Source organism: Enterobacter sp. Ap-867, assembly GCF_011752855.1.
Classification (GTDB): domain Bacteria; phylum Pseudomonadota; class Gammaproteobacteria; order Enterobacterales; family Enterobacteriaceae; genus Cedecea.
In genome coordinates, this window is record NZ_VWWS01000001.1 from 183,708 (window position 1) to 206,939 (window position 23,232).

The following is a 23,232-nucleotide window of genomic DNA, read 5'->3' on the forward strand; positions in this document are numbered from 1 at the left end:
CCTCGCCTGGCGCGGCATAGTGTGAAACCCTGATAGCCACTCTCGCATTCTGTGAGGGCTGGCCCGATGAAAGAGAGAAGATTATGTTTGGAAAAGGCGGTCTGGGTAACCTGATGAAGCAGGCCCAGCAGATGCAGGAAAAAATGGCCCAGGCTCAGGAAGAAATCGCCAACATGGAAGTCACCGGCGAGTCCGGCGCGGGCCTGGTGAAAGTCACCATCAACGGGGCGCACAACTGCCGCCGTGTCGAAATCGACCCAAGCCTGATGGAAGATGACAAAGAGATGGTTGAAGACCTGGTTGCCGCAGCCTTCAACGATGCCGCTCGCCGTATCGGCGAAGCGCAGAAAGAAAAAATGGCTGGGGTGTCCAACGGCATGCAGTTGCCACCGGGCTTCAAAATGCCATTCTGATGATTTTCCGCCTTCTCCCGCCCGGGAGAAGGCCGTTTTCTTACTCCTCGTCCAGCGCCTGATAGCTCTCCGCCAGAAAATCAATCAACGCCCGCACCGCAGGTAACTGCCCTCGTCGTGAAGGGAAGACCGCATGCACGATCTCCATTCTTGCTCGCCATTCTGGCAACACGTGAACCAGCTTGCCCCGCGCCAGCGCGTCGTTAAGCATCAGCTTCGGGAGCTGCACGACGCCAATCCCGTTCAGCGCCGCGGTACGCAGCGCGATCATATCCGTCGTCACATAGCGGGGCTTGTGGTGAACAATCACCTCCTGCTGTTCCGGGCCAAACAGGCACCAGCGATAAGTTTGCTGCGGCCTGTCCAGCGCCAGGCTTGGCCAGTGGGCGAGATCTGTAGGTGCCGCAGGCATACCCTGGCGGGCGACCAGATCAGGGCTGGCGACCAGGCACATGCTGCGGGTGGCCAGCTTGCGCATCACCAGGTCGCTGTCTTCCAGCGGCAAAGGACGCACGCGAATAGCTAAATCAACGTTTTCGTTCAGCACGTCCACGCGGCGGTTGGTTTCCTCAAGCTGAATCACAATCTGCGGATAAAGCTGCATAAAGCGCGCCAGCATATCGCCGACGTGGACATGCAGCAGCGCTATCGGACAGGTGAGGCGGATCAGCCCTCGCGGCTCTGACTTGAGCGTGTCGATGGCTTCCTGCGCCGCTTCGGCTTCAATCATCATTGCCTTGCAGTGGCGGTAGAAGATCTGCCCGGCTTCGGTGACCGTGAAGCTCCGCGTCGAGCGCTGCAGCAGGCGGGTTTCAAGCCGCTCTTCCAGCAGCGCAATGCGGCGGCTCAGGCGGGACTTTGGAATGTCGATAACCCGGCTGGCGGGGGAAAAACCGCCGTGGTCCACCACCTGCACGAAGTACCACAGATCGTTTAGGTCCTGCATTTTTATTGTCCTGATTATGGAACACTGAGTCCATTTTAGCACTCTACCGGGCTGAGCGTCTGACGGGTAAGCTTTATCCCATCAGAAACAACCCTTGTGGAGAGAATCATGAAATCAATTCTTGGCGTCTACACCGCACCGGCTTCCCATTGGGTGGGAGATGGTTTCCCGGTTCGGTCGCTGTTTTCGTACTCAAAATTTGCCGAGCAGCTTAGCCCTTTCCTGCTGCTGGACTACGCGGGCCCGGCGGAATTTAAGCCGAGCAATAAAGGCCAGCGCGGCGTGGATCAGCATCCGCATCGTGGCTTTGAAACCGTGACCATCGTCTACAAAGGCGAAGTGGCGCATCGCGATAACGCGGGCAACGGCGGTGTGATTGGCCCGGGTGACGTGCAGTGGATGACCGCCGGGAGCGGCATCCTTCACGAGGAATACCATTCTCCGGCATTCAGCGAAGCGGGCGGCAGCCTGGAAATGGTGCAGCTGTGGGTTAACCTGCCTGCAAAAGACAAAATGACCGCGCCTGGCTATCAGCCGATTACCGACGGCGATATTCCGGCGGTCGATTTGCCGGACAATGCCGGTAAGGTTCGCGTGATTGCCGGTGAGTTTGACGGAACCAAAGGCCCGGCCAGGACCTTCTCGCCAATCAGCATTTGGGATTTGCGCCTGAATCCACAAGGCGTTACGCAGTTGGCGGTGAAAGACGGCTGGAACACGGCGCTGGTGGTGTTGAAAGGCACGGTGCTGGTCAACGGTGAAGAGGTGGCGCGTGAAGCACAGTTGGTAGTGCTGGATGCCAAAGGCGAAAGCGTGACCCTCGAAGCCAATAATGACGCGGTGGTTCTGTTGCTCAGCGGTGAGCCTCTGAATGAGCCTGTGGTGGGTTATGGCCCGTTCGTGATGAACACCAAAGAGGAGATTCATCAGGCCATCGATGATTTTAATCAGGGCCGTTTCGGCAAAGACATCGCGTAAACATTTCCCCCGGCGAGCCTTCGTGCGGGGGATATCTTTTCCTATACCCATCCGCGGGGCTAATGTTAGGCTATAGCCCACTTTTTTCTCACAAGCCCGAGCGATGCAAACCAGTCCTTTACTCTCAGCCCTTATGGAATCCCTGCGCTGCCTGCCCGGCGTTGGCCCGAAATCCGCCCAGCGTATGGCGTTTGCCCTGTTGCAGCGCGACCGCAGCGGCGGCATGCGTCTGGCTCAGGCGCTGACCCGCGCCATGTCCGAGATTGGCCACTGTGCGGATTGCCGTACCTTTACCGAGCAGGAAGTTTGCTCCATTTGCTCCAATCCACGTCGCCAGGAAAACGGCCAGATTTGCGTGGTGGAAAGCCCGGCGGATATTCACGCCATCGAGCAAACCGGCCAGTTCTCAGGCCGCTACTTTGTCTTAATGGGGCACCTCTCGCCGCTGGATGGCATTGGCCCAAACGATATTGGACTGGATCGCCTTGAGCAGCGCCTTGCCAGCGAGCCGATGAAAGAAGTTATTCTTGCCACTAATCCGACGGTAGAAGGCGAAGCCACGGCGAACTACATTGCCGAGCTGTGCGCGCAGTACGGCGTTGAAGCCAGCCGTATCGCCCACGGGGTGCCGGTGGGCGGCGAGCTGGAAATGGTGGATGGCACCACGCTTTCACACTCGCTGCTGGGTCGCCATAAGATTAATTTTTAATCGGTTGGGGGAGGTTTTTGCCTCCTCCAGCTTGAAAAGGCACAAATCGCTACCATATCCCCCTCAACGTTTTCTTCATCCCGTATGATTTTGTTGAGGTATCAATGACCATGAAAGGACAAGAGACCCGCGGTTTTCAGTCAGAGGTAAAACAGCTTCTGCACCTGATGATCCATTCTCTCTATTCAAACAAAGAAATCTTCCTGCGTGAGCTGATCTCCAACGCCTCCGATGCGGCAGACAAGCTGCGCTTCCGCGCCCTGTCTGACGCCAGCCTTTACGAAGGTGACGGTGAACTGCGCGTTCGCGTCTCTTTTAACAAAGACAACCGTACCCTGACTATTGCCGATAACGGCATCGGCATGACCCGTGATGAAGTTATCGATCATCTGGGCACCATTGCTAAATCCGGCACCAAGGCTTTCCTCGAGTCCATGGGGTCTGACCAGGCGAAAGACAGCCAGCTTATCGGCCAGTTCGGCGTAGGCTTCTATTCTGCGTTTATCGTGGCGGACAAAGTCACCGTTCGCACTCGCGCCGCCGGTGCCAGCGCGGAGCAGGGCGTGTTCTGGGAGTCTGAAGGCGCGGGTGAATACACCGTGGCCGACATTGAGAAAGTCGATCGTGGTACCGAAATCACGCTGCATCTGCGTGAAGGCGAAGATGAGTTCCTCGACGACTGGCGCGTTCGCTCCATCATCAGCAAATATTCTGATCACATCGCTCTGCCGGTTGAGATTGAACAGCAGGAAGAAAAAGACGGTGAGACCATCGTTAGCTGGGAAAAAATCAACAAAGCTCAGGCGCTGTGGACCCGCAGCAAATCCGAAGTTAGCGATGACGAATACAAAGAGTTCTACAAGCACATCGCCCACGACTTTACCGACCCGCTGGCCTGGAGCCACAACCGCGTAGAAGGGAAGCAGGAGTATACCAGCCTGTTGTACATCCCTGCGCAGGCGCCGTGGGATATGTGGAACCGTGACCACAAACACGGGCTGAAACTCTACGTGCAGCGCGTGTTTATCATGGACGATGCCGAGCAGTTCATGCCGAACTACCTGCGCTTCGTGCGTGGCCTGATAGATTCTAACGATCTGCCGCTGAACGTTTCCCGTGAAATCCTGCAGGACAGCCGCGTGACCCAGAACCTGCGCAGCGCGCTGACCAAGCGTGTGCTGCAGATGCTGGACAAGCTGGCGAAAGACGATGCTGAGAAATACCAGACCTTCTGGAAAAACTTTGGCCTGGTGTTGAAAGAAGGCCCGGCGGAAGATAACGCGAACCAGGAAGCTATCGCTAAACTGCTGCGCTTCGCGACCACGCACAACGACTCCTCCGCGCAGACCGTGTCGCTGGAAGAGTATGTCTCCCGCATGAAAGAAGGCCAGGAGAAGATCTACTACATCACCGCGGACAGCTACGCGGCGGCGAAGAGCAGCCCGCACCTGGAACTGCTGCGTAAGAAAGGCATCGAAGTCCTGCTGCTTTCCGATCGCATCGACGAGTGGATGATGAGCTACCTGACCGAGTTCGACGGGAAAGCGTTCCAGTCAGTCAGCAAGACCGATGAATCACTGGATAAGTTGACGGACGAAGAAACCGAAGAGGCGAAAGAAGCTGAGAAGGCGCTGGAGCCGTTCGTGGACCGCGTGAAAACCCTGCTGGGCGAGCGTGTGAAGGAAGTGCGTCTGACGCATCGCCTGACCGATACCCCGGCGATCGTCACCACCGACAGCAACGACATGAGCACCCAGATGGCGAAACTGTTTGCCGCTGCGGGCCAGGAAGTGCCGGAAGTTAAGTACATTTTCGAGCTTAACCCGGAGCATGCGCTGGTGAAACGCGCTGCGGATACGCAGGATGACGCGCAGTTTAGCGAGTGGGTTGAGCTGCTGCTTGACCAGGCGCTGTTAGCTGAGCGCGGCCAGCTGGAAGATCCTAACCAGTTCATCCGCCGCATGAACCAGCTGCTGGTTTCTTAAGTCGGATTGATTATCTGACAACAACCACCTGTATCGACAGGTGGTTTTTTTTCACTTAAATATTCAGGCACAGTAACTGCAGAAAATTTCATGCTTTAAAAAGTAAGGTTATTTTTCTGTCGGAATACGGGCTATGGATGTTGAATTTCAGATATTACAGCCACTTTATTTTGCTTTCCCAACCTTTCAGTTCCATGCATTGATTAAATAACCGGTCCCGGCTTTCGCTATTCACGTCCATCACATAGCTTTCAATTTCTGGCTTTTTTACCGCCCGGGTTTTCTCGCCATCACACTCATCTTTTTTAGTACAGGCTTCGTAGTAAGTGGTGTACTTAGTTCGTTGTGCAACCTCATTCCTTACCGGAAAAGCCTGCTGGGACTGGGTTTCACAGTCTCCTCGTGCGCTGGTGTACTCCTGCGCGTTACTGCGGGTTTTTACCCACTGAGATGTGCACCCGCTTAGCAGCAAACAACAGATAATGGCAATTAAGGGCTTATTCATGGCGGGCGCTCTTCCTTTTAGCAAAATAGATCTCCTGGTTAACAGCCTGACGCCAAACAGCGTCGGCAGGCTGTGTTGGCCGTCATTATAATTGCTGTACATAAACCTAATCTATATAGCAGGCCTTTTTCAGCCAGCCTGACGGTTCATAAATTACCAGGCGAAAACCTTATTATTCCCCCGATGAGATAAGGGATAAGGCCGCTGCTGAAAAATAAAAATGCTGTTTGGCTGAACCGATTCTGGCTTCCATCAGGGCCGCTAAGCGGTCGGGATTCAGGCGAAATCGAGGCCCAGGGCTTCAGCCTGAGCGCCTCCCTTCCTTGTGATGATACCGCCTTTAGTGGTATGGTTTTCGCCTCAAATTCGATTGAATAATTAAATGTATGGGGAATTACGCAATGCGTATCATTCTGCTCGGCGCACCGGGCGCAGGTAAAGGGACTCAGGCTCAGTTCATCATGGAGAAATACGGTATTCCGCAAATCTCCACCGGTGATATGCTGCGTGCTGCGGTTAAATCTGGTTCAGAACTGGGTAAACAGGCCAAAGACATCATGGATGCTGGCAAACTGGTGACCGATGAGCTGGTTATCGCCCTGGTTAAAGAGCGCATTGCGCAGGAAGACTGCCGTAACGGCTTCCTGCTGGACGGTTTCCCACGCACTATCCCGCAGGCAGACGCCATGAAAGAAGCGGGCATCAAGGTTGATTTCGTGCTGGAGTTCGACGTACCTGACGAGCTGATCGTTGACCGCATCGTGGGTCGCCGCGTGCACGCTGCTTCCGGCCGCGTTTACCACATTAAATTCAACCCGCCTAAGGTTGAAGGTAAAGACGACGTGACCGGCGAAGAGCTGACTACCCGTAAAGACGATCAGGAAGAAACCGTGCGTAAACGCCTGGTGGAATACCATCAGATGACCGCGCCGCTGATCGGCTACTACTCTAAAGAAGCGCAGGCGGGTAACACCCAATACGCTAAAGTTGACGGCACCCAGGCCGTGGCTGACGTGCGCGCTGAACTGGAAAAAATCCTCGGATAATTTCCCGCAGCGGCAAAAAATACCAGGGCATGCCCTGGTATTTTTTTGCCCCTATTTTCCCTTTCACTGTAATCGGTTCTCGTTTCGCTCTTTTACGTTACAATTGACGGCAATTTACAGATAAGGGGTGGGAATGAATCAGGAAAAAATTGGCATCTTACTGGCTAACCTTGGTACGCCGAGCGCCCCGACACCGGCGGCGGTCAACCGCTATCTTCGTCAGTTCCTCAGCGATAAGCGCGTGGTAGATACGCCCCGCCTGCTTTGGTGGCCGCTGCTGCGCGGCGTCATTCTGCCGATCCGTTCACCGCGTGTCGCCAAACTCTATCAGTCCATCTGGATGGAAGAGGGCTCGCCCTTGATGGTATACAGCCGTCGGCAGGAAAAAGCGCTGGCGCAGCAGCTGCCGGACACGCCGGTTGCGCTGGGGATGAGCTACGGCGAACCGTCGCTCAAAAGCGCCGTGGACGACCTCCTGGCGCAGAACGTGACGCACATTGTGGTGCTGCCGCTTTATCCGCAGTTTTCCTGCTCAACCGTGGCGGCGGTATGGGACGAGCTGGGGCGGATCTTCGCCGATTACCGCAGTCTGCCTTCTATTTCCCTGATTCGCGACTACGCGACAGAGCCGGCTTACATCAACGCGCTGGCGGCCTCGGTCAAACGCTCTTTTGCCGAACACGGTGAACCGGACGTGCTGCTGCTTTCCTATCACGGTATTCCGCAGCGCTACGCGAATGAAGGCGATGATTACCCGCAGCGCTGCCGCGACACCACCCGCGAACTGCTGAGCGCCCTTGAGCTGCCGCCGGAAAAAGTGATGATGACCTACCAGTCCCGCTTTGGCCGCGAACCCTGGCTGATGCCGTACACCGACGAAACGTTGAAAATGCTGGCCGAAAAGGGCGTGAAGCATATTCAGGTGATGTGCCCGGGCTTCTCCGCTGACTGCCTGGAAACGCTGGAAGAGATGGCGGTCCAGAACCGGGAAGTGTTTATCGAGGCGGGCGGGACGAAATACGAGTACATTCCGGCGCTGAATGACGATCCGGCCCATATCGCGATGATGATGAATCTGGTGGAGCGGTATCGCAAATAGAAACCTGAGGCGGGGAATGCTACTATTCCCCGCCTTATTATCCAGCCCCGTAACGACACCATGAAATTTCCCGGTAAACGCAAATCCAAACACTACTTCCCCGTCAGTGCCCGCGACCCGCTCTTACAGCAAACTCAGCCTGAAGCAGAAAGCGGCTCTTCCTGGGTGGTCGGCATCGACCAAACGCTGGTCGACATTGAAGCCAAAGTGGACGATGAGTTTGTACAGCGCTACGGGCTGAGTTTTGGCCACTCTCTGGTGATTGAGGATGATGTGGCCGACGCGCTCTACAAAGAGCTGGTCGACAACAACCTGATTACCCACCAGTTTGCCGGAGGCACCATCGGCAATACCATGCACAATTACTCGGTGCTGGCCGATGACCGCTCGGTGCTGCTCGGCGTAATGTGCCGCAATGTCGAGATCGGTAGCTACGCTTACCGCTACCTCTGCAATACCTCCAGCCGGACCGACCTTAACTATTTGCAGGGCGTTGATGGCCCGATTGGCCGCTGCTTTACGCTGATTGGCGACCAGGGCGAGCGTACCTTTGCTATTAGCCCGGGCCACATGAACCAGCTACGTGCGGATAGCATTCCGGAAGAAGTGATTGCCGGGGCATCCGCGCTGGTGCTGACCTCTTATCTGGTGCGCTGCAAGCCGGGCGAGCCGATGCCGGAGGCCACCATGCAGGCGATTGCCTGGGCGAAGAAACACAACGTGCCGGTGGTACTGACTCTGGGCACCAAATACGTGATTGCCGAAAACCCGACCTGGTGGCAGGCTTTCCTGAGCGAGCACGTTTCGATCCTGGCGATGAACGAAGAAGAGGGTGAAGCGCTAACCGGTGAAAGCGATCCGCTGCTGGCCGCCGACAAGGCGCTGGACTGGGTTGACCTGGTGCTTTGCACCGCCGGGCCGGTAGGCCTTTATATGGCGGGTTATACCGAAGAGACCGCGAAGCGTAAAACCCAGCACCCACTTCTGCCTGGTGCGATTGCCGAATTTAACCAGTTCGAATTTAGCCGCGCGATGCGCCTGAAAGACTGCGCTGAGCCGCTGCGAATCTACTCCCACATCGCGCCATATATGGGCGGCCCGGAGAAGATCATGAACACCAACGGCGCGGGAGACGGGGCGCTTGCGGCGCTGTTGCACGATATCACCGCGAACAATTACCACCGCAGTAACGTGCCGAATTCCAGCAAACACAAGCTGACCTGGCTGACTTATTCCTCGCTGGCCCAGGTATGCAAATACGCCAACCGCGTGAGCTATCAGGTTCTGAACCAGCATTCTCCGCGCCTGACGCGCGGCCTGCCTGAGCGGGAAGACAGCCTCGAAGAGTCTTACTGGGAACGTTAAGCTGAAAAGCTGAGCCTGAAGGCTCAGCTTTTTTCGGCGTGGGCAGGTGTCAGACCTGCCCTAAAAGAGAATTAACCCGTCACCGCTTCCTGTGTGACCGGCGGCACCAGCAGCCCAAGCATGGTATTGGCAATCTCCCTTTCTCCCATCACAACCTGATTAGCGCCACGCTCGGTGATGTAATCCACTTCGTCGTCGTAATGTGCGCGGGCGATGATTTCGATATCCGGGCATTTTGCTCTGGCCGTCGCGACGATTTCACCGGCTTCGTAGCCGTTAGGAATGGTCAGCAGCAGCCAGCGGGCGCAGTCCAGATGGGCCAGACTCATGATCTCTTCGTTAGCAGCATTGCCCAGCACGGCGCGGATCCCGCGTTCGCGCAGCTCATCCACTCGGCTGCGGGAGGTTTCGATCACCACCAATGGCACACCTTCGGCAATAAGCTTCTCGCCAAGCAGGCTACCGACGCGGCCATAGCCCACCAGCAGAGCGTGGTTGCAGATATCCACCGGGATTTGTTTCTCTTCCTCGATGGCTTCTTCCAGGGTTTGCTCGTCCAGCGTTTCGGTTTTCTCGAGGTAGCGCTCAAGCACGGCAAACAGAATTGGGTTCAGCATAATCGACAGAATTGCGCCAGCCAGCACCAAATTTTGCCCCGTTTGTGGTAACAGGTTCAGCGCCATGCCGAGGCCGGCCAGAATAAAGGCGAACTCACCGATCTGCGCGAGGCTGGTGGCGATGGTCAGCGCGGTCCGCTGGGAGTGACCAAACATGCGCACCAGCAGGAATGCCGCCAGGGATTTACCGAAGATGATGATGGCCAGCGTGCCCAGTACCGCCAGCGGTTCCTGAATCAGGATCAGCGGATCAAACAGCATGCCGACGGAAACAAAGAACAACACCGCAAACGCATCGCGCAGCGGCAGGGTGTCGTGTGCCGCGCGGTGGCTTAGCTCTGACTCATTCAGCACCATACCGGCAAAGAAGGCACCCAGCGCAAAGGAGACATCAAACAATTCAACCGCGCCGAATGCGATGCCCAGGGCCAGCGCCAGCACGGAAAGGGTAAACAGCTCGCGGGAACCTGTCGCTGCGCTGCGAGCCAGAATCCACGGCACAAGGCGGCGGCCAACCAGCATCATCAGGGCGATAAACGCCGCGACCTTCCCGATGGTGATAGCCATATCCAGGCTCAGGGAAACCAGCCCAACGTTGCCTTTTTCCATCATACCGGCGACGGCTGGCAGCAGCACCAGAGTCAGCACCATCACCAGATCTTCAACAATCAGCCAGCCAATGGCTATTTGCCCTCGCTGAGTATCAATTAGCTGCCTTTCTTCAAGCGCGCGCAGCAGCACGACGGTACTTGCCGTCGATAAACAAAGCCCAAAGACGATACCGGTCATCACCGACCAGCCCATCAGCCAGGAAAGCGCCATGCCCAGCAGCGTCGCGACGCCTATTTGCGCGATGGCGCCGGGGATGGCGATGGCCTTTACCGCCATCAAATCCTTCAATGAAAAATGCAGCCCGACGCCGAACATCAGCAGAATCACGCCTAACTCCGCCAGCTCAGGGGCAAGTTTGGTATCAGCAACAAAACCAGGGGTAAAAGGTCCCGCCAGCACACCAGCTAATAAATAGCCCACCAGCGGAGATATGCGCAGCTTGTTAGCCAGCATACCCAGTAAAAAAGCGAGCACGAGACCACCAACAATGGTGGTGATAAGCGGTGTGGCGTGATGCATTCCGTCTCCTTTGGTTGGCCGATGTTCCAAAACGTTCTGTTACACAGTTTATGACAAATTCTTTATCGGCGTTTATGAATAATTGTTGAATTTTGAATAAAAAGCGCATTTCGATAAAAAATAGGCTCTGAGTAGCATTTAACTCAGTTATCTGAGGCGACTGCCAGAAGGGTATGGAGACAGGATGCGGCCAAAGCAATACTTTGGCCGCTAAAATCTACGCTTTGTGGCGATTATCGGGCAGGAATATTGTCATAATGCCGAGTAACGGCAAGAAGGCACATATTTTGTAGACCAACTCGATGCTGGTGTGGTCAGCAATTAACCCGAGTACGGCTGCACCCAGGCCGCCCATCCCAAAGGCAAATCCGAAAAAGAGCCCGGAAACCATACCGATACGGCCAGGAAGCAGCTCCTGAGCATACACCAGGATGGCCGAGAAAGCGGAGGCCAAAATAAAGCCAATGATCACCGTCAGGACGCCCGTCCAGTAAAGTGATGCGTAGGGTAAAACAAGGGTAAATGGCGCGACGCCGAGGATAGAGCCCCAAATTACGTATTTTCTGCCAATTTTATCCCCCACGGGGCCACCAATCACCGTGCCTGCCGCGACGGCAAACAGGAATGCGAACAGGTGAATCTGGGCATTTTGTACGGATAATCCGAATTTTTGCATCAGGTAGAAAGTGAAGTAGCTGCTGATGCTCGCCATATAAAAGTATTTAGAGAAGATCAGCAGCAGCAAAATCGAGACCGCCAGAATCACTTTGTTGCGTGGCAGCGGGTTGACCACCGGCACGGGAGGGCGGCTTTTGGCGATTTTATGCTGAGCGGCGTACCAGCGGCTGATTTGCAGCAGAACCACGATAGCCAGCAGAGCAGCGAGCACGAACCACGCCACGTTACCTTTGCCGTAAGGCGCGATAATAATAGCCGCCAGCAATGGCCCGAGGGAGCTGCCGAAGTTGCCTCCGACCTGGAAGAGCGACTGCGCAAGCCCGTGACGGCCACCGGACGCCATACGTGCCACGCGTGAGGACTCAGGATGGAATACCGAAGAGCCTGTGCCTACCAGCGCCGCGGCGACCAGAACGGCCGGGAAGCTGCCCGCCAGCGCCAGCAGCACCAGCCCGCAAAGGGTAAAGCACATGCCGATCGGCAATGACCACGGCATCGGGTATTTGTCTGTGTAGTAGCCCACCAGCGGCTGCAGCAGCGATGAAGAGAGCTGGAAGGTCAGGGTGATCATCCCGATTTGCATAAAGCTTAGGGAGAACTCGGCCTGTAGCAGCGGGTAAATAGCCAGAATCAGCGACTGAATCATGTCGTTAAGCAGGTGGGAGAGGCTTATAGCGCCAAGGATCCCAAATGCGGTGCGCGCTTTTTTTTGCTCCGGGGGCGTACCCGGCTGGGTGAGGGTTTGAGAGCTTGCCATAATTACCTGTACGAACGGTTATTGTTTTTAGAGCGGGCGGCGCAGGAGATCGCCCGGAAGAAATTCTTACCCTGCTAACATACTCGCACGGGGGATTTGAAGAAAGTCGCATTTCGGAAAAGATAGCTGTCTATCCTGAACGCTATCTGTTATTTCTGCGCAGTTACATTTTGACATGGAGATTTGCAATGCGGTTTGCTGCGAAAACAATAACCACGGCGCTGCTGGTGGCATTGAGTTTAACCAGCGCTTCAGCGCTGGCCTGGGAAAAAGACAAGACCTATAAAATTACCATTCTTCATACTAACGACCACCATGGTCACTTCTGGCGGAATGAGTATGGAGAATACGGGCTGGCAGCGCAAAAAACGCTGGTAGACAGCGTGCGTAAAGAAGTCGCGGCGGAAGGTGGCAGCGTGCTGCTGTTGTCCGGCGGGGATATCAACACCGGCGTGCCGGAATCAGACCTGCAGGATGCTGAACCCGATTTTCGCGGCATGAGCCTGATTGGCTATGACGCCATGGCCGTCGGCAACCACGAATTCGACAACCCCTTATCCGTGCTGCGCCAGCAGGAAAAATGGGCGAAGTTCCCGCTGCTGTCCGCCAACATTTATCAAAAAAGTACCGGCGAGCGCCTGTTTAAGCCTTATGCGATTTTCAAACCTCAGGGCATTAAGGTGGCGGTTATCGGCCTGACCACCGACGATACGGCCAAAATTGGCAATCCGGAATACTTCACCGACATCGAATTCCGCAAACCTGCGGAGGAAGCCAAACTGGTGATCCAGGAGCTACAGGGCACCGAAAAACCGGACGTGATCATCGCCGCAACCCACATGGGCCACTATGATAACGGCAACCACGGCTCGAATGCGCCGGGCGATGTCGAAATGGCAAGAAGCCTGCCGGAAGGCGCGCTGACGATGATTGTGGGTGGTCACTCACAGGATCCGGTCTGCATGGCGCAGGAAAACCAGAAGCAGAAAGATTATGTGCCGGGCACACCGTGCGCGCCGGACAGGCAAAATGGCACCTGGATTGTGCAGGCGCATGAGTGGGGGAAATACGTCGGGCGGGCAGATTTTGAGTTCCGCAACGGCGAGATGAAGCTGGTGCACTATCAGCTGATCCCCATCAACCTGAAAAAGAAAATCACCTACGACAACGGGCAAAGTGAGCGCGTACTTTACACGCCTGAAATCGCCGAAAGCCAGCAGATGCTTTCCCTGCTGACGCCGTTCCAGAACAAAGGCCAGGCCGCGCTGAAGGTGAAAGTAGGCAGCGTGAACGGGCATCTGGAAGGGGACCGCAGCAAAGTGCGCTTTGTGCAGACCAACCTGGCGCGCGTATTGCTGGCGGCACAAATGGCCCGAACCAGCGCGGATTTTGCGGTGATGAGCGGCGGCGGCGTGCGCGATTCTATCGAAGCCGGGAACATTACCTATAAAGATGTGCTCAAGGTGCAGCCGTTCGGCAACAACGTGGTTTATATCGACATGAACGGCAAAGACGTTGAGGAATACCTGACGGCGGTGGCGCAGAAAACGCCGGACTCCGGCGCTTACCCGCAGTTCTCTAACGTCAGCTTCACCTCAACCGGCGGCAAGCTGAGTAACCTGAAAATCAAAGACCAGCCGATTGATCCGGCCAAAACTTACCGCATGGCCACGCTGAGCTTCAACGGCACCGGCGGCGATGGTTACCCGGAAATCGATAAAAAGCCGGGCTACGTCAACACCGGGTTTGTCGATGCGGAAGTCCTGAAGCAGTACATCGAACAGAACTCCCCGCTGGACGTAAATGCTTACCAACCTAAGGGCGAGGTAAGCTGGAACTAAGCGTTAATCGCGGCGGGCGATATCGGCGAAGCTGGCATCCAGCAGTTTCGCCAGATCGCTTGCCGCGAGTTCGATATCCAGCCCGCGCTTGCCGCCGGAAATGTAGATGCTGGCAAACTCCTGTGCCGGAGCATCAATCACCGTTGGCAGGCGTTTTTTCTGCCCCAGCGGGCTAATGCCGCCCACCAGATAACCGGTGATTCGCTGCGCGACCATCGGGTCCGCCATTTCAACCTTCTTCACGCCCAGCGCCTTAGCGACCTTTTTCAGATCAAGCTGCCCGGCAACCGGCGTCACCGCCACGGCGAGGTGTTTCATGTCGCCATTCAGCGCCACCAGCAGCGTTTTATAGACCTGGTCGGCATTTAGCCCCAGCTTACGGACCACTTCGTCACCAAAGTTGGTTTCCAGCGGATCGTGCTCATAGGCATGAATTTGAAAGCTGATTTTGTTCTTTTCGAGGAGTTTTACCGCGGGAGTCATGGTTTCCTTCTTTATTCGTTGTTTTGAAAACGCACAAAATAGTAATCATAGTGATATACTTGACGAGTAATATAGCGCTACATAATAGTGATGGCGTAAACCATCACATTAAGCGACAATTCAGCTTCGGTTGCTTCGGCAGCCGGGATAAACAGAATAATAAATGAAATTCCTCTTTGACGGGCCAATAGAAATATTGGCCATTTTTTTATCCTTTTTTCAGCATTTCTGGCAGGTTACCTTCGCCGTAAAGGTGCAACGCGCCGACCGCAACCACATAGCGCCCGGCGGGCAGCTGTTGCAGAAACGCCTGCCACTGGCGGTTTCGCTGATGCATCAACACGTCATACAGCGCATCGCCAAAGGTGTTCGGTAGCGCAATATTGCCCTGCTGCGGCGGCGTTTCCAGCCACCAGCCAATCATTATCTGCAGCAGCCGCGCGTTGGTGTGCCAGTGCTCCAGCGTGTCGTTCAGCAGCGGCAGCCCACCTTCAGGCAACCCCTTCAATAATTCTATCTGGCTTTGCGCGCCTTCAAGCTCGGTGACCGGCACGCCGTAGCGCTGTGCAGCTTCCAGCAGCTGATAGTCGATGCCGTAGTCAGGGCGAAGGCCAAGCCGCTGTGCCTGATGCGCCTGTAAAATCAGTGCCACCTGCCAGGCGGGCTGGTGCTCAATGCTGCTCAGTGAAATACCTAACTCGCTGCACAGGCCTAGCACCTGCTGGTAATCGTCTGGAGCCAGACGAGCCTCCAGGTCGATGTCCTCCACTATTTCGCTGAACGGCGAATCGGCAGAGCGGATATCTGCCTCGACGATCAGCGCATCTGCCGCGCGAAGTTTGTCCACCAGGCGTGAGGAAAGCGGAGCCATGTCCCGGGTACCCATATGAATGCTGCCCACGAGGTGCAAATGGCGCTTGCCGGGGAGCGTGATATCAAGGGCAGGCCAGGGATAAGTAGAGGCTGTCAGGCTGGAAAGCAGTGCGCTAAGACGTTGGAACAAACCCATATCGCGATTCCCTGGCTAAAAAGCCATGCTAACGCCCTGGGCTGGAAGGGGAAAGGAAAAAGTCGGCCTTCCGCTCAAAAGGAGAAGGGAAGGCCGCAGAGAGGTTAGTCTTTCGGTTTAAAGCGCAGCAGGCGATTGGCGTTGCTCACCACGGTGATGGAAGACAGCGCCATCGCGGCACCGGCAACCACCGGATTGAGTAGCGTGCCGGTCAGCGGGTAGAGCACGCCCGCGGCAATCGGAATGCCAAGCGAGTTGTAAACGAACGCCCCCATCAGGTTTTGCTTCATGTTCCGCAGCGTGGCTTTGGAAATAGCCAGCGCATCGGCAACGCCCACCAGGCTGTGACGCATCAGCGTAATGGCGGCGGTTTCAATGGCTACGTCGCTGCCGCCACCCATCGCAATCCCTACCTCGGCCTGAGCCAGCGCCGGGGCATCGTTAATGCCGTCGCCGACCATCGCCACCTGGCGGCCCTGCTGCTGCAGCTGCTTGATAGCGTCAGCTTTGCCGTCCGGCAGCACGCCCGCAATCACCTCATCAATGCCGACTTCTTTGGCGATAGCGTTGGCGGTCACCGGGTTATCGCCGGTGAGCATGACCAGGCGGTAGCCGTTACGGTGCAGGCGCTGGAGCGCACTGATGCTGTCGCTACGAAGCGGATCGCGGATGGCTAACAGCGCCATGAGCTGGCCGTCTGCCGCCAGCAGCACCGGGGTTGCGCCCAGACGAGCCTGAGCGTCAATGCTGTCGGCAAGCGGCTGCGTGTCCACGCCCTGCTCATCGAGCAATGCTTTATTGCCCAGCAGCAGTTTATGCCCGTCCACCTCACCGCTGACGCCCAGCCCGCGCAAAGTACGGAACGAGGTCACTTCCGGCAGCGTTGAACTGCCTGCTTTTTCAATAATGGCGCGAGCAAGCGGGTGGCTTGAACCCTGCTCAAGTGCGGCCGCCAGCCGTATCGCTTGCACCTCGTCCACGCCGGCGCGGGTTTCCACGGCGACCACCTGCGGTTTGCCTTCGGTCAGCGTGCCCGTTTTATCAAAGACCACGGTATCCAGCGTGCTGGCGCGCTGCAGGGCATCTGCATCACGAACCAGAACGCCAAATTCGGCGGCACGGCCCACGCCTGAAATAATCGACATCGGCGTGGCAAGGCCCAGGGCGCAAGGGCAGGCGATAATCAGCACCGTGGTGGCAATGACCAGGGTGTAAACAATTTGCGGTGCAGGGCCGACGAAGTACCAGATGGCGGCACTGATCAGCGCGATAGCGACGACGACCGGCACAAACACGGCAGAAATTTTATCGGCAAGCTGGCCGATTTCCGGCTTGCTGCTCTGCGCCTGGCGAACCATGCGGATAATGCGCGACAGCGTGGTGTGGCTGCCGGTGGCGGTGGCGGTGAACAGCACGCTGCCGTCCTGCACTACGGTCCCGGCGTGAATCCCGTCGCCGTTTGATTTTTGCATCGGCACCGGTTCACCGGTCAGCATCGCTTCGTCGAACCAGGCTTCGCCCTGGGTGATTTCCCCGTCAACGGGCACGCGGTCGCCGGTGGTCAGGCGCAGCGTCATTCCGGCGGTGACTTCCGCCAGCGGTAAAGTTTTCTCGCCTTCTTCCGTCACTACTCGCGCGGTCGGCGGCGTTAAGTCCAGCAGGCGTTCAAGTGCTTTAGAAGAGCGCTGACGGGCGCGCAGTTCCAGCATATGGCCGAGATTTATCAGGCCGATGATCATCGCGCTGGCCTCGTAGTAGAGGTGGCGGGCTTCCATCGGGAAGTGCTGCGGCCAGATATTTACGGTAATTGAGTAGAGCCAGGCCGCGCCGGTACCGAGGGCGACGAGCGTGTCCATGGTGGCCGAGCGGTTCATCAGGCTGCGCCAGGCGCTACGGTAAAAATGACCACCGGCAAAGACCATCACCGCAAGGGTAATAATCCCGATGGTCAGCCACAGGGAGCGGTTGTTCTCGGTAACCATCATGTTGTCGCCGATCATGCCCCAGACCATCACTGGGATCCCGACGGCGAGGGCGACAATCGCCTGCCAGCGGAAGCGTTTCATGGCGGCGTTCGCCGTTTCTTGCTGGCGCTCGCGGCGTTTCTGATCGTCTTCAATCGCTTCGGCACCGTAGCCGGCACTTTCCACGGCTTTGATCAGCGATTCTGCGGAGGCGGTGCCCATCACCAGCGCACTGCGCTCCGCAAGATTAACCCGTGCCTGGCTGACGCCCGGTACATTTTGTAAGGCATTTTGCACCCGGGAGACGCAGCTGGCGCAGCTCATACCGCCGATCAGCAACTGCTGGCTGTCATCGTCGGTAGAGGCTGCCGGAAGCGAAGGGGCGACCGCTGTCAGTGCTTCCGACGGAGTTGATGACTCTGCCAGCGGTTCAGCCTTTGGGTGGCTGGCGACTTCTGCGCCGTATCCCGCTTGTTGGACAGTTTCCACTAACGCTTCCGGCGTGGCGCTGCCGGTAACGCGGGCGTGGGTTTGGGTGACTTCAGCCTGCTCAACGTCTGCACGCTGCTCGAGGCTCTCTTTGACGCGTTTAACACAATGGCCGCAGGTCAGGCCATCCAGATTCAGATCCACAATGTGTGACATCGCGAGACTCCTGTATGATGGTGAGGTGAAATATTGACCGAAAGGATGATTCGGTTAACTATGAAAGAGGTTAAACCTTCCATCAAGGGGAAGGTCAAGGAGCAAAAATGAATATTAGCGATGTGGCGAAAAAAACCGGGCTAACCAGCAAGGCGATTCGTTTTTACGAAGAGAAAGGGCTGGTCACGCCGCCGTTTCGCGCCGACAACGGCTACCGCAGCTATACGCAAAAGCATCTCGATGAGCTGACGCTGCTGCGCCAGGCCCGTCAGGTTGGGTTTAATCTGGAAGAGTGCAAAGAGCTGGTGAGCCTGTTTAACGATCCGGCCCGGCACAGCGCGGACGTAAAAGCCCGCACTTTGCAGAAAGTCGCGGATATCGAGCGGCACATTATTGAGCTGCAGAATATGCGCCAGCATTTGCTCACGCTGGCGGAAGCCTGCCCGGGCGATGACAGCGCCGATTGCCCGATCATCGACAATCTTTCCGGCTGCTGCCATCGCCACGAGATAAACTAAACCGCTTTAATTTTGAGCGTTATGCCTTCCACGGCCAGCACCACAACTTCACTGCCCGCCGGGAGATCTTCATCGGCGGTGACTGGCCAGCTGCTGTCGGCCACGCGAACATGTCCCCGGCCATTGACCAGTGCCGCTTCCAGGCGGAAACGGCGGCCAACCAGTTGCTGCCCGCGCTGATTCAGCACTTCACCTGGAATTTGCTGCCTGCGGCTGGACAGCCAGCGCCACCAGAGAAAGGCGGCGACCAGCGTCAGCAGGGCAAAACAAACGCCCTGCGTTTCCCAGCCAAGCGGCAGCAGCCAGACCAGCAGGCCGGTGATCACTGCCGCCACGCCGCTCCACAGCAGATAGCCGCTGGCGCCGAGCATCTCCGCCGCCAGCAGCAGTCCGCCAAGCGCAAGCCAGAAGACGTGTGGGTGCGCGAGAATGCTGTCGATCATTTTTTACGCTCGGTGCCGCTCTGGGCGATAAGTTCGCTGATCCCGGCGATGGAGCCCATCAGGCTGGAGGCATCCAGCGGCATCAGCACCACTTTGCTGTTATTGGCCGACCCGATTTGCTGCAGCGCGTCGGTGTATTTCTGGGCCACGAAGTAGTTCACCGCCTGAATATCCCCTTTGGCGATAGCTTCGGACACCATTTGCGTGGCGCGAGCTTCTGCTTCAGCGCTACGCTCGCGGGCCTCCGCCTCAAGGAAAGCCGACTGACGCTCACCCTCAGCTTTCAGGATCTTCGACTGCTTTTCACCTTCGGCTTTGACGATCTCTGCCTGGCGGATCCCTTCGGCCTCAAGAATATAGGCGCGCTTGGTACGCTCGGCTTTCATCTGGGCGTTCATCGCGTCAATCAGCTCAGCCGGCGGGCGAACGTCGCGGATTTCGATACGGGTGATTTTAATGCCCCACGGGTTAGTCGCTTCGTCGACGATGTGCAGCAGGCGGGTGTTGATGTTGTCGCGCTGGGACAGCATTTCATCCAGCTCCATTGAGCCTAGCACGGTACGGATGTTGGTCATCGTCAGGTTGATGATCGCCAGCTCAAGGTTGCTGACTTCATAGGCGGCGCGCGGGGCGTCAACCACCTGAATAAAGCACACGGCGTCAATGGCGACGTTGGCGTTGTCTTTGGAAATAACTTCCTGAGAAGGGATGTCGAGCACCTGTTCCATCATGTTGATTTTGCGGCCTACGCGATCCATAAACGGCACCACAAGATTCAGGCCTGGCATCAGGGTTTTGGTGTAGCGGCCAAAGCGTTCGACGGTCCATTGGAAGCCCTGGGGCACGATTTTTACCCCGGCAGCCACAATCACCAGCGCCACGAGAATTAATACGGGGATCACGATAAGCATTAAAAAACCTCCTGTTTGTTTTGCATTCAGTCTAACTGCTTAATTTGAAACATTCAGCAACATCCCTGTACACGAGAGGAATTAATTGCTGTTTTTATTTTTATCATGCCTAAATGGAATGATTTTCATGGAGTAAGTTCATTTCACGCATGGTGTCAGCAGGCGTAGTATCGAATGCTTCGGCAGCTCGCGCTATCGGGCGGGCGGTATTTGGCAAGAACACTTATCCCGGTGAGGAAGCAATGGGAACAATAATAGCTGAGCAGCATCAGGCGAATAACAACCGCTGGCAGAAAATTGTGGAAGAATTAATTTCACCCATGGCGATTGATATTGACGGCAACGGCCCGGCAGATATTCGGGTGAACAATCCAGACTTCTTCAAGCGAATATTACAGGAAGGTTCTCTCGGCCTGGGTGAAAGTTATATGGATGGCTGGTGGGACTGCGACCGGCTGGATATTTTATTTACCCATATTTTGCGGCACGGTCTGGACAGCAAAATGCCGAAGCATTTCTCCGACCTGCTGCGTATTGCCGGGGCCAGAGTCTTTAATTTGCAGTCTCGCAAACGCGCCTGGATAGTCGGCAAAGAACATTACGATATTGGCAACGATCTTTTTGCCGCGATGCTCGATCCGTATATGCAATATTCCTGCGGCTACTGGAAAGACGCGGAAAATCTGGCAGAGGCGCAGCGTAACAAGCTGCGGATGATCTGCGAAAAACTGCAGCTCAAAGCGGGCATGAAGCTGCTGGATATCGGCTGCGGCTGGGGCGGACTGGCGCAGTATGCGGCGCAGGAATATGGCGTCTCCGTCGTCGGCGTAACTATTTCGGCGGAACAGCAAAAAATGGCCCAGGATCGCTGCCGGGGCCTGGACGTCGAGATCCTGCTGCAGGATTATCGAGACCTCAACAGCAAATTTGATCGCATTGTTTCCGTGGGCATGTTCGAACACGTCGGGCCAAAAAACTACAATACCTATTTTGAAGTTGCAGCCCGCAATTTAAAACCTGATGGCCTGTTCCTGCTGCATACCATTGGGTCGAATGAAACGGATTTAAACGTCGATCCGTGGATCAACAAATACATCTTCCCTAACGGCTGTTTGCCCTCGGTGCGCCACATTGCCAGCGCCAGTGAAAAACATTTTATTATGGAGGACTGGCACAATATCGGGGCCGATTACGACAGAACGCTGATGGCCTGGTACGATAATTTCCTCCGCTGCTGGCCTAATATCTCGCGTAATTATGACGAGCGCTTCAAGAGGATGTTTAGCTATTATTTGAACGCCTGTGCGGGCGCATTTCGCGCGAGGAATATTCAGCTTTGGCAGGTATTGCTGAGCCCTAATGGGGTGGACGGCGGGATCCGCGTTTACCGATAAACAAAAGGCCGGAATATCCGGCCTTTTTTCGTTCTCTCTGCTTAATACATCAACGCATAAATCTGACGGCGGTATTTGGACGCCAGCGCATCGCCGGTGCCCAGCGCGGCCAGAATCTCCATCATCATTTTGCGTGCCTGGCCGTCGGCGGCACCCAGGTCTTTTTTCAGGTGAGTGTAAAGCAGCTCCAGCGCTTCTTCGTTCCGGCCAACCTGATGCAGCTGCAGCGCGAGCTGGCTGGCGAGCTGGGCGTTGTCCGGCTCGTTTTGAACCTGCTGCTGCAGCTGCTGAATTTCCGGCGTGTCGGCGGCCTGTTTCAGCAGTTCAATCTGGGAAACCAGCGCCTGATAGCGGGTGTCCTGGTCCTGCAGAGGCACGGTTTTCAGCACCGCTTCTGCGTCTTCGCTGCGGTTCAGGGCAATCTGCACTTCCGCCAGCAGCAGGCCAATTTCGCTGTTCTGGCCGGACAGCTGCCACGCATCTTTCAGCAGCGGCAGGGCTTCGGCGTGCTTGCCTTCCTGCATCAGCTCTACGGCCTGCTGGGCTTTCAGCTCTTCTTCACGCGGCAGCACTTTGTCGAGCAGGGCGCGAATCGCTTCTTCCGGCTGCGGGCCCTGGAAGCCGTCCACCGGCTGGCCGTTCTGGAACAGATAGACGGTAGGAATGGAGCGCAGGCCAAACTGCGAAGCCACCATTTGCTCGGCGTCGCAGTCAACTTTAGCGAGAATAAACTGGCCGCTGTATTGGGCCGCGAGCTTGTCTAGGATCGGCGTTAACTGCTCGCAATGCTGGCTGCGGGCAGACCAGAAATAAAACAGCACCGGCTTAGCCATGGACTGTTCCAGCGTCTGATGCAGGTTCGCTTCGGTAATGTTAATAATGTTTTCTGCGGACATGGGCGATTCTCTGTTAAGCATTTGTTTTTTTACATGGGGGCTGAGGCCGGGACTTCAACTCAGCTCCGTAAAATTTTGTCCATTACGCACGCTGGCAGCAGGCGGCGGAGCACGGTAATCACGTGAGTTACCACGGTCACCGGGTAGCGCAGCTTCGGCCTTGGGCTTTCAAAAGCATGGCGTACTTTCGCTACCACCGCCTCCGGGCCGAGGGTAAACCGTGCGGCAATCCCCGGATTCTCTACCGGTTTGTCGCTTTGGGTTTGATTGACATTATCGGTAAAGCGGGTGCGGATCGGCCCCGGCTCAATCAGGCTGACTTTAATCCCGCTGTGGCGAAGCTCCATGCGCAGCGCGTCGGACCACGCTTCAAGTGCATATTTACTGGCGGCGTAGGCCCCACGACCCGGCGTGGAAATCAGCCCCATCACCGAGCTGGTCATCACGATGCGGCCTTCCTGATGAGGCTGCATGGCCGGCAGCAGCAGCATGGTGAGCTGATGCGTGCCGAAGAAGTTGGTGGAAAATTGTTGCTCAAGCTGTTCGCGGGAAATGGCGTTCAGCGGGCCATACACACCGTAGCCACCGTTATTAAACAGTCCGTACAGGCGGTTGCCGGTGATGGCAATCACTTCGGCGGCGGCGCGTTGGACGCTTTCCGCATCGTCAAGATCGAGCTCAATGCCGGTAAACCCAAGCTGATTCATGCGCTCTACATCGGCTGGTTTGCGGCAGGCGGCGAGAATGTTATAGCCAAGCTTCTGTAGCTCCTGCGCGCTGGCTAAGCCAATCCCGCTGGAGCAGCCTGTAATTAAAACGGATTTTTGCATAACTTTACCCGAAGGGCGCCCCGATTATTTATCAGTCGTGTTTAACTATCTCGTTGTATCCGACGCGGC

The 23,232-nt window shown here is 56.3% G+C and carries 21 protein-coding genes; 10 read left to right on the forward strand and 11 right to left on the reverse strand.

Translation table 11 applies throughout. The annotated features are described in order from the left end of the window. The first annotated feature begins 83 nt into the window (after positions 1–83). Positions 84–413 (forward strand): YbaB/EbfC family nucleoid-associated protein, encoded by a 330-nt coding sequence (locus F3J26_RS00855; RefSeq protein ID WP_008460260.1) that lies wholly within the window; start codon positions 84–86, stop codon positions 411–413. Between the two features lie 40 nt (positions 414–453). On the opposite strand, the gene F3J26_RS00860 is transcribed toward F3J26_RS00855, so the two are convergent. After that, positions 454–1,359, reverse strand: coding sequence for a LysR family transcriptional regulator (locus tag F3J26_RS00860; RefSeq protein WP_166990611.1), 906 nt, complete (start codon positions 1,357–1,359; stop codon positions 454–456). A gap of 108 nt (positions 1,360–1,467) precedes the next feature. Here F3J26_RS00860 and F3J26_RS00865 point away from each other — a divergent pair, with 108 nt between their 5' ends. The 3 genes from F3J26_RS00865 (at position 1,468) to htpG (ending at position 5,031) form a co-directional block, all read left to right on the forward strand. After that, on the forward strand, positions 1,468–2,337 hold the full coding sequence (locus F3J26_RS00865; RefSeq protein ID WP_166990614.1) for a pirin family protein: 870 nt from the start codon (positions 1,468–1,470) through the stop codon (positions 2,335–2,337). A gap of 103 nt (positions 2,338–2,440) precedes the next feature. Next, positions 2,441–3,046, forward strand: coding sequence for a recombination mediator RecR (gene recR, locus F3J26_RS00870; protein ID WP_008460255.1), 606 nt, complete (start codon positions 2,441–2,443; stop codon positions 3,044–3,046). 110 nt (positions 3,047–3,156) lie between these two features. Continuing rightward, positions 3,157–5,031: a molecular chaperone HtpG gene (gene htpG / locus F3J26_RS00875; RefSeq protein WP_008460253.1), complete on the forward strand. Its 1,875-nt coding sequence runs from the start codon at positions 3,157–3,159 to the stop codon at positions 5,029–5,031. Positions 5,032–5,185: 154 nt separating this feature from the next. Here the strand turns inward: htpG and F3J26_RS00880 are convergent, their stop codons facing one another. Beyond that, positions 5,186–5,536, reverse strand: a complete 351-nt coding sequence (locus tag F3J26_RS00880) for a hypothetical protein (protein WP_008460252.1) — start codon at positions 5,534–5,536, stop codon at positions 5,186–5,188. A gap of 401 nt (positions 5,537–5,937) precedes the next feature. Between F3J26_RS00880 and adk the strand changes: the two genes are divergently transcribed. The 3 genes from adk to F3J26_RS00895 all read left to right on the forward strand — a co-directional run bounded on the left by adk (position 5,938) and on the right by F3J26_RS00895 (position 9,046). After that, the gene (gene adk, locus F3J26_RS00885) at positions 5,938–6,582 is read left to right on the forward strand and encodes an adenylate kinase (RefSeq protein ID WP_008460251.1); all 645 of its coding nucleotides are present in this window, start codon (positions 5,938–5,940) and stop codon (positions 6,580–6,582) included. 133 nt (positions 6,583–6,715) lie between these two features. Beyond that, on the forward strand, positions 6,716–7,681 hold the full coding sequence (gene hemH / locus F3J26_RS00890) for a ferrochelatase (protein ID WP_008460250.1): 966 nt from the start codon (positions 6,716–6,718) through the stop codon (positions 7,679–7,681). Between the two features lie 60 nt (positions 7,682–7,741). Next, positions 7,742–9,046, forward strand: a complete 1,305-nt coding sequence (locus tag F3J26_RS00895) for an inosine/guanosine kinase (protein WP_008460248.1) — start codon at positions 7,742–7,744, stop codon at positions 9,044–9,046. A 71-nt stretch (positions 9,047–9,117) separates the two neighbouring features. On the opposite strand, the gene ybaL is transcribed toward F3J26_RS00895, so the two are convergent. Together ybaL and F3J26_RS00905 are read right to left on the reverse strand one after the other, a co-directional pair. Further along, on the reverse strand, positions 9,118–10,794 hold the full coding sequence (gene ybaL / locus F3J26_RS00900; RefSeq protein WP_008460247.1) for a YbaL family putative K(+) efflux transporter: 1,677 nt from the start codon (positions 10,792–10,794) through the stop codon (positions 9,118–9,120). Positions 10,795–11,011: 217 nt separating this feature from the next. Further along, positions 11,012–12,229 (reverse strand): MFS transporter, encoded by a 1,218-nt coding sequence (locus tag F3J26_RS00905; protein WP_166990616.1) that lies wholly within the window; start codon positions 12,227–12,229, stop codon positions 11,012–11,014. Between the two features lie 188 nt (positions 12,230–12,417). Here F3J26_RS00905 and ushA point away from each other — a divergent pair, with 188 nt between their 5' ends. Next, positions 12,418–14,070: a bifunctional UDP-sugar hydrolase/5'-nucleotidase UshA gene (gene ushA, locus F3J26_RS00910; protein ID WP_166990619.1), complete on the forward strand. Its 1,653-nt coding sequence runs from the start codon at positions 12,418–12,420 to the stop codon at positions 14,068–14,070. Between the two features lie 3 nt (positions 14,071–14,073). On the opposite strand, the gene ybaK is transcribed toward ushA, so the two are convergent. The 3 genes from ybaK to copA form a co-directional block, all read right to left on the reverse strand. Then, positions 14,074–14,553 (reverse strand): Cys-tRNA(Pro)/Cys-tRNA(Cys) deacylase YbaK, encoded by a 480-nt coding sequence (ybaK, locus tag F3J26_RS00915; protein ID WP_008460244.1) that lies wholly within the window; start codon positions 14,551–14,553, stop codon positions 14,074–14,076. 208 nt (positions 14,554–14,761) lie between these two features. Next, on the reverse strand, positions 14,762–15,562 hold the full coding sequence (locus F3J26_RS00920; protein ID WP_166990622.1) for a TraB/GumN family protein: 801 nt from the start codon (positions 15,560–15,562) through the stop codon (positions 14,762–14,764). A 104-nt stretch (positions 15,563–15,666) separates the two neighbouring features. Then, positions 15,667–18,171 (reverse strand): copper-exporting P-type ATPase CopA, encoded by a 2,505-nt coding sequence (gene copA, locus F3J26_RS00925; RefSeq protein ID WP_166990625.1) that lies wholly within the window; start codon positions 18,169–18,171, stop codon positions 15,667–15,669. A gap of 107 nt (positions 18,172–18,278) precedes the next feature. Here copA and cueR point away from each other — a divergent pair, with 107 nt between their 5' ends. Beyond that, the gene (cueR, locus tag F3J26_RS00930) at positions 18,279–18,689 is read left to right on the forward strand and encodes a Cu(I)-responsive transcriptional regulator (RefSeq protein WP_008460239.1); all 411 of its coding nucleotides are present in this window, start codon (positions 18,279–18,281) and stop codon (positions 18,687–18,689) included. Here the strand turns inward: cueR and F3J26_RS00935 are convergent. Further along, on the reverse strand, positions 18,686–19,132 hold the full coding sequence (locus F3J26_RS00935; protein WP_166990627.1) for an NfeD family protein: 447 nt from the start codon (positions 19,130–19,132) through the stop codon (positions 18,686–18,688). The genes cueR and F3J26_RS00935 overlap by 4 nt on opposite strands. Further along, on the reverse strand, positions 19,129–20,043 hold the full coding sequence (locus F3J26_RS00940) for an SPFH domain-containing protein (RefSeq protein WP_008460237.1): 915 nt from the start codon (positions 20,041–20,043) through the stop codon (positions 19,129–19,131). Before F3J26_RS00940 ends, F3J26_RS00935 begins: the two co-directional genes overlap by 4 nt. A gap of 242 nt (positions 20,044–20,285) precedes the next feature. On the opposite strand from F3J26_RS00940, the gene cfa reads away from it, so the two are divergent. Next, on the forward strand, positions 20,286–21,437 hold the full coding sequence (gene cfa / locus F3J26_RS00945; protein WP_166862309.1) for a cyclopropane fatty acyl phospholipid synthase: 1,152 nt from the start codon (positions 20,286–20,288) through the stop codon (positions 21,435–21,437). 41 nt (positions 21,438–21,478) lie between these two features. On the opposite strand, the gene F3J26_RS00950 is transcribed toward cfa, so the two are convergent. Together F3J26_RS00950 and F3J26_RS00955 are read right to left on the reverse strand one after the other, a co-directional pair. Then, positions 21,479–22,333 carry a co-chaperone YbbN gene (locus tag F3J26_RS00950; protein WP_166990630.1) on the reverse strand — a complete coding sequence of 285 codons (855 nt, stop codon included), beginning with the start codon at positions 22,331–22,333 and terminating at the stop codon, positions 21,479–21,481. Between the two features lie 59 nt (positions 22,334–22,392). Further along, entirely contained in the window at positions 22,393–23,163 is a 771-nt protein-coding gene (locus F3J26_RS00955; protein WP_008460234.1) for an SDR family oxidoreductase, read from the reverse strand. Between the last annotated feature and the right edge of the window lie 69 nt (positions 23,164–23,232).

What these genes read in the sequence shown, in the direction of transcription:
- F3J26_RS00855 (WP_008460260.1), top strand. Translation starts at nt 84, where the DNA reads ATGTTTGGAAAAGGCGGTCTGGGTAACCTGATGAAGCAGGCCCAGCAG.
- F3J26_RS00860 (WP_166990611.1), bottom strand. Translation starts at nt 1,359, where the DNA reads ATGCAGGACCTAAACGATCTGTGGTACTTCGTGCAGGTGGTGGACCAC.
- F3J26_RS00865 (WP_166990614.1), top strand. Translation starts at nt 1,468, where the DNA reads ATGAAATCAATTCTTGGCGTCTACACCGCACCGGCTTCCCATTGGGTG.
- recR (WP_008460255.1), top strand. Translation starts at nt 2,441, where the DNA reads ATGCAAACCAGTCCTTTACTCTCAGCCCTTATGGAATCCCTGCGCTGC.
- htpG (WP_008460253.1), top strand. Translation starts at nt 3,157, where the DNA reads ATGAAAGGACAAGAGACCCGCGGTTTTCAGTCAGAGGTAAAACAGCTT.
- F3J26_RS00880 (WP_008460252.1), bottom strand. Translation starts at nt 5,536, where the DNA reads ATGAATAAGCCCTTAATTGCCATTATCTGTTGTTTGCTGCTAAGCGGG.
- adk (WP_008460251.1), top strand. Translation starts at nt 5,938, where the DNA reads ATGCGTATCATTCTGCTCGGCGCACCGGGCGCAGGTAAAGGGACTCAG.
- hemH (WP_008460250.1), top strand. Translation starts at nt 6,716, where the DNA reads ATGAATCAGGAAAAAATTGGCATCTTACTGGCTAACCTTGGTACGCCG.
- F3J26_RS00895 (WP_008460248.1), top strand. Translation starts at nt 7,742, where the DNA reads ATGAAATTTCCCGGTAAACGCAAATCCAAACACTACTTCCCCGTCAGT.
- ybaL (WP_008460247.1), bottom strand. Translation starts at nt 10,794, where the DNA reads ATGCATCACGCCACACCGCTTATCACCACCATTGTTGGTGGTCTCGTG.
- F3J26_RS00905 (WP_166990616.1), bottom strand. Translation starts at nt 12,229, where the DNA reads ATGGCAAGCTCTCAAACCCTCACCCAGCCGGGTACGCCCCCGGAGCAA.
- ushA (WP_166990619.1), top strand. Translation starts at nt 12,418, where the DNA reads ATGCGGTTTGCTGCGAAAACAATAACCACGGCGCTGCTGGTGGCATTG.
- ybaK (WP_008460244.1), bottom strand. Translation starts at nt 14,553, where the DNA reads ATGACTCCCGCGGTAAAACTCCTCGAAAAGAACAAAATCAGCTTTCAA.
- F3J26_RS00920 (WP_166990622.1), bottom strand. Translation starts at nt 15,562, where the DNA reads ATGGGTTTGTTCCAACGTCTTAGCGCACTGCTTTCCAGCCTGACAGCC.
- copA (WP_166990625.1), bottom strand. Translation starts at nt 18,171, where the DNA reads ATGTCACACATTGTGGATCTGAATCTGGATGGCCTGACCTGCGGCCAT.
- cueR (WP_008460239.1), top strand. Translation starts at nt 18,279, where the DNA reads ATGAATATTAGCGATGTGGCGAAAAAAACCGGGCTAACCAGCAAGGCG.
- F3J26_RS00935 (WP_166990627.1), bottom strand. Translation starts at nt 19,132, where the DNA reads ATGATCGACAGCATTCTCGCGCACCCACACGTCTTCTGGCTTGCGCTT.
- F3J26_RS00940 (WP_008460237.1), bottom strand. Translation starts at nt 20,043, where the DNA reads ATGCTTATCGTGATCCCCGTATTAATTCTCGTGGCGCTGGTGATTGTG.
- cfa (WP_166862309.1), top strand. Translation starts at nt 20,286, where the DNA reads ATGGGAACAATAATAGCTGAGCAGCATCAGGCGAATAACAACCGCTGG.
- F3J26_RS00950 (WP_166990630.1), bottom strand. Translation starts at nt 22,333, where the DNA reads ATGTCCGCAGAAAACATTATTAACATTACCGAAGCGAACCTGCATCAG.
- F3J26_RS00955 (WP_008460234.1), bottom strand. Translation starts at nt 23,163, where the DNA reads ATGCAAAAATCCGTTTTAATTACAGGCTGCTCCAGCGGGATTGGCTTA.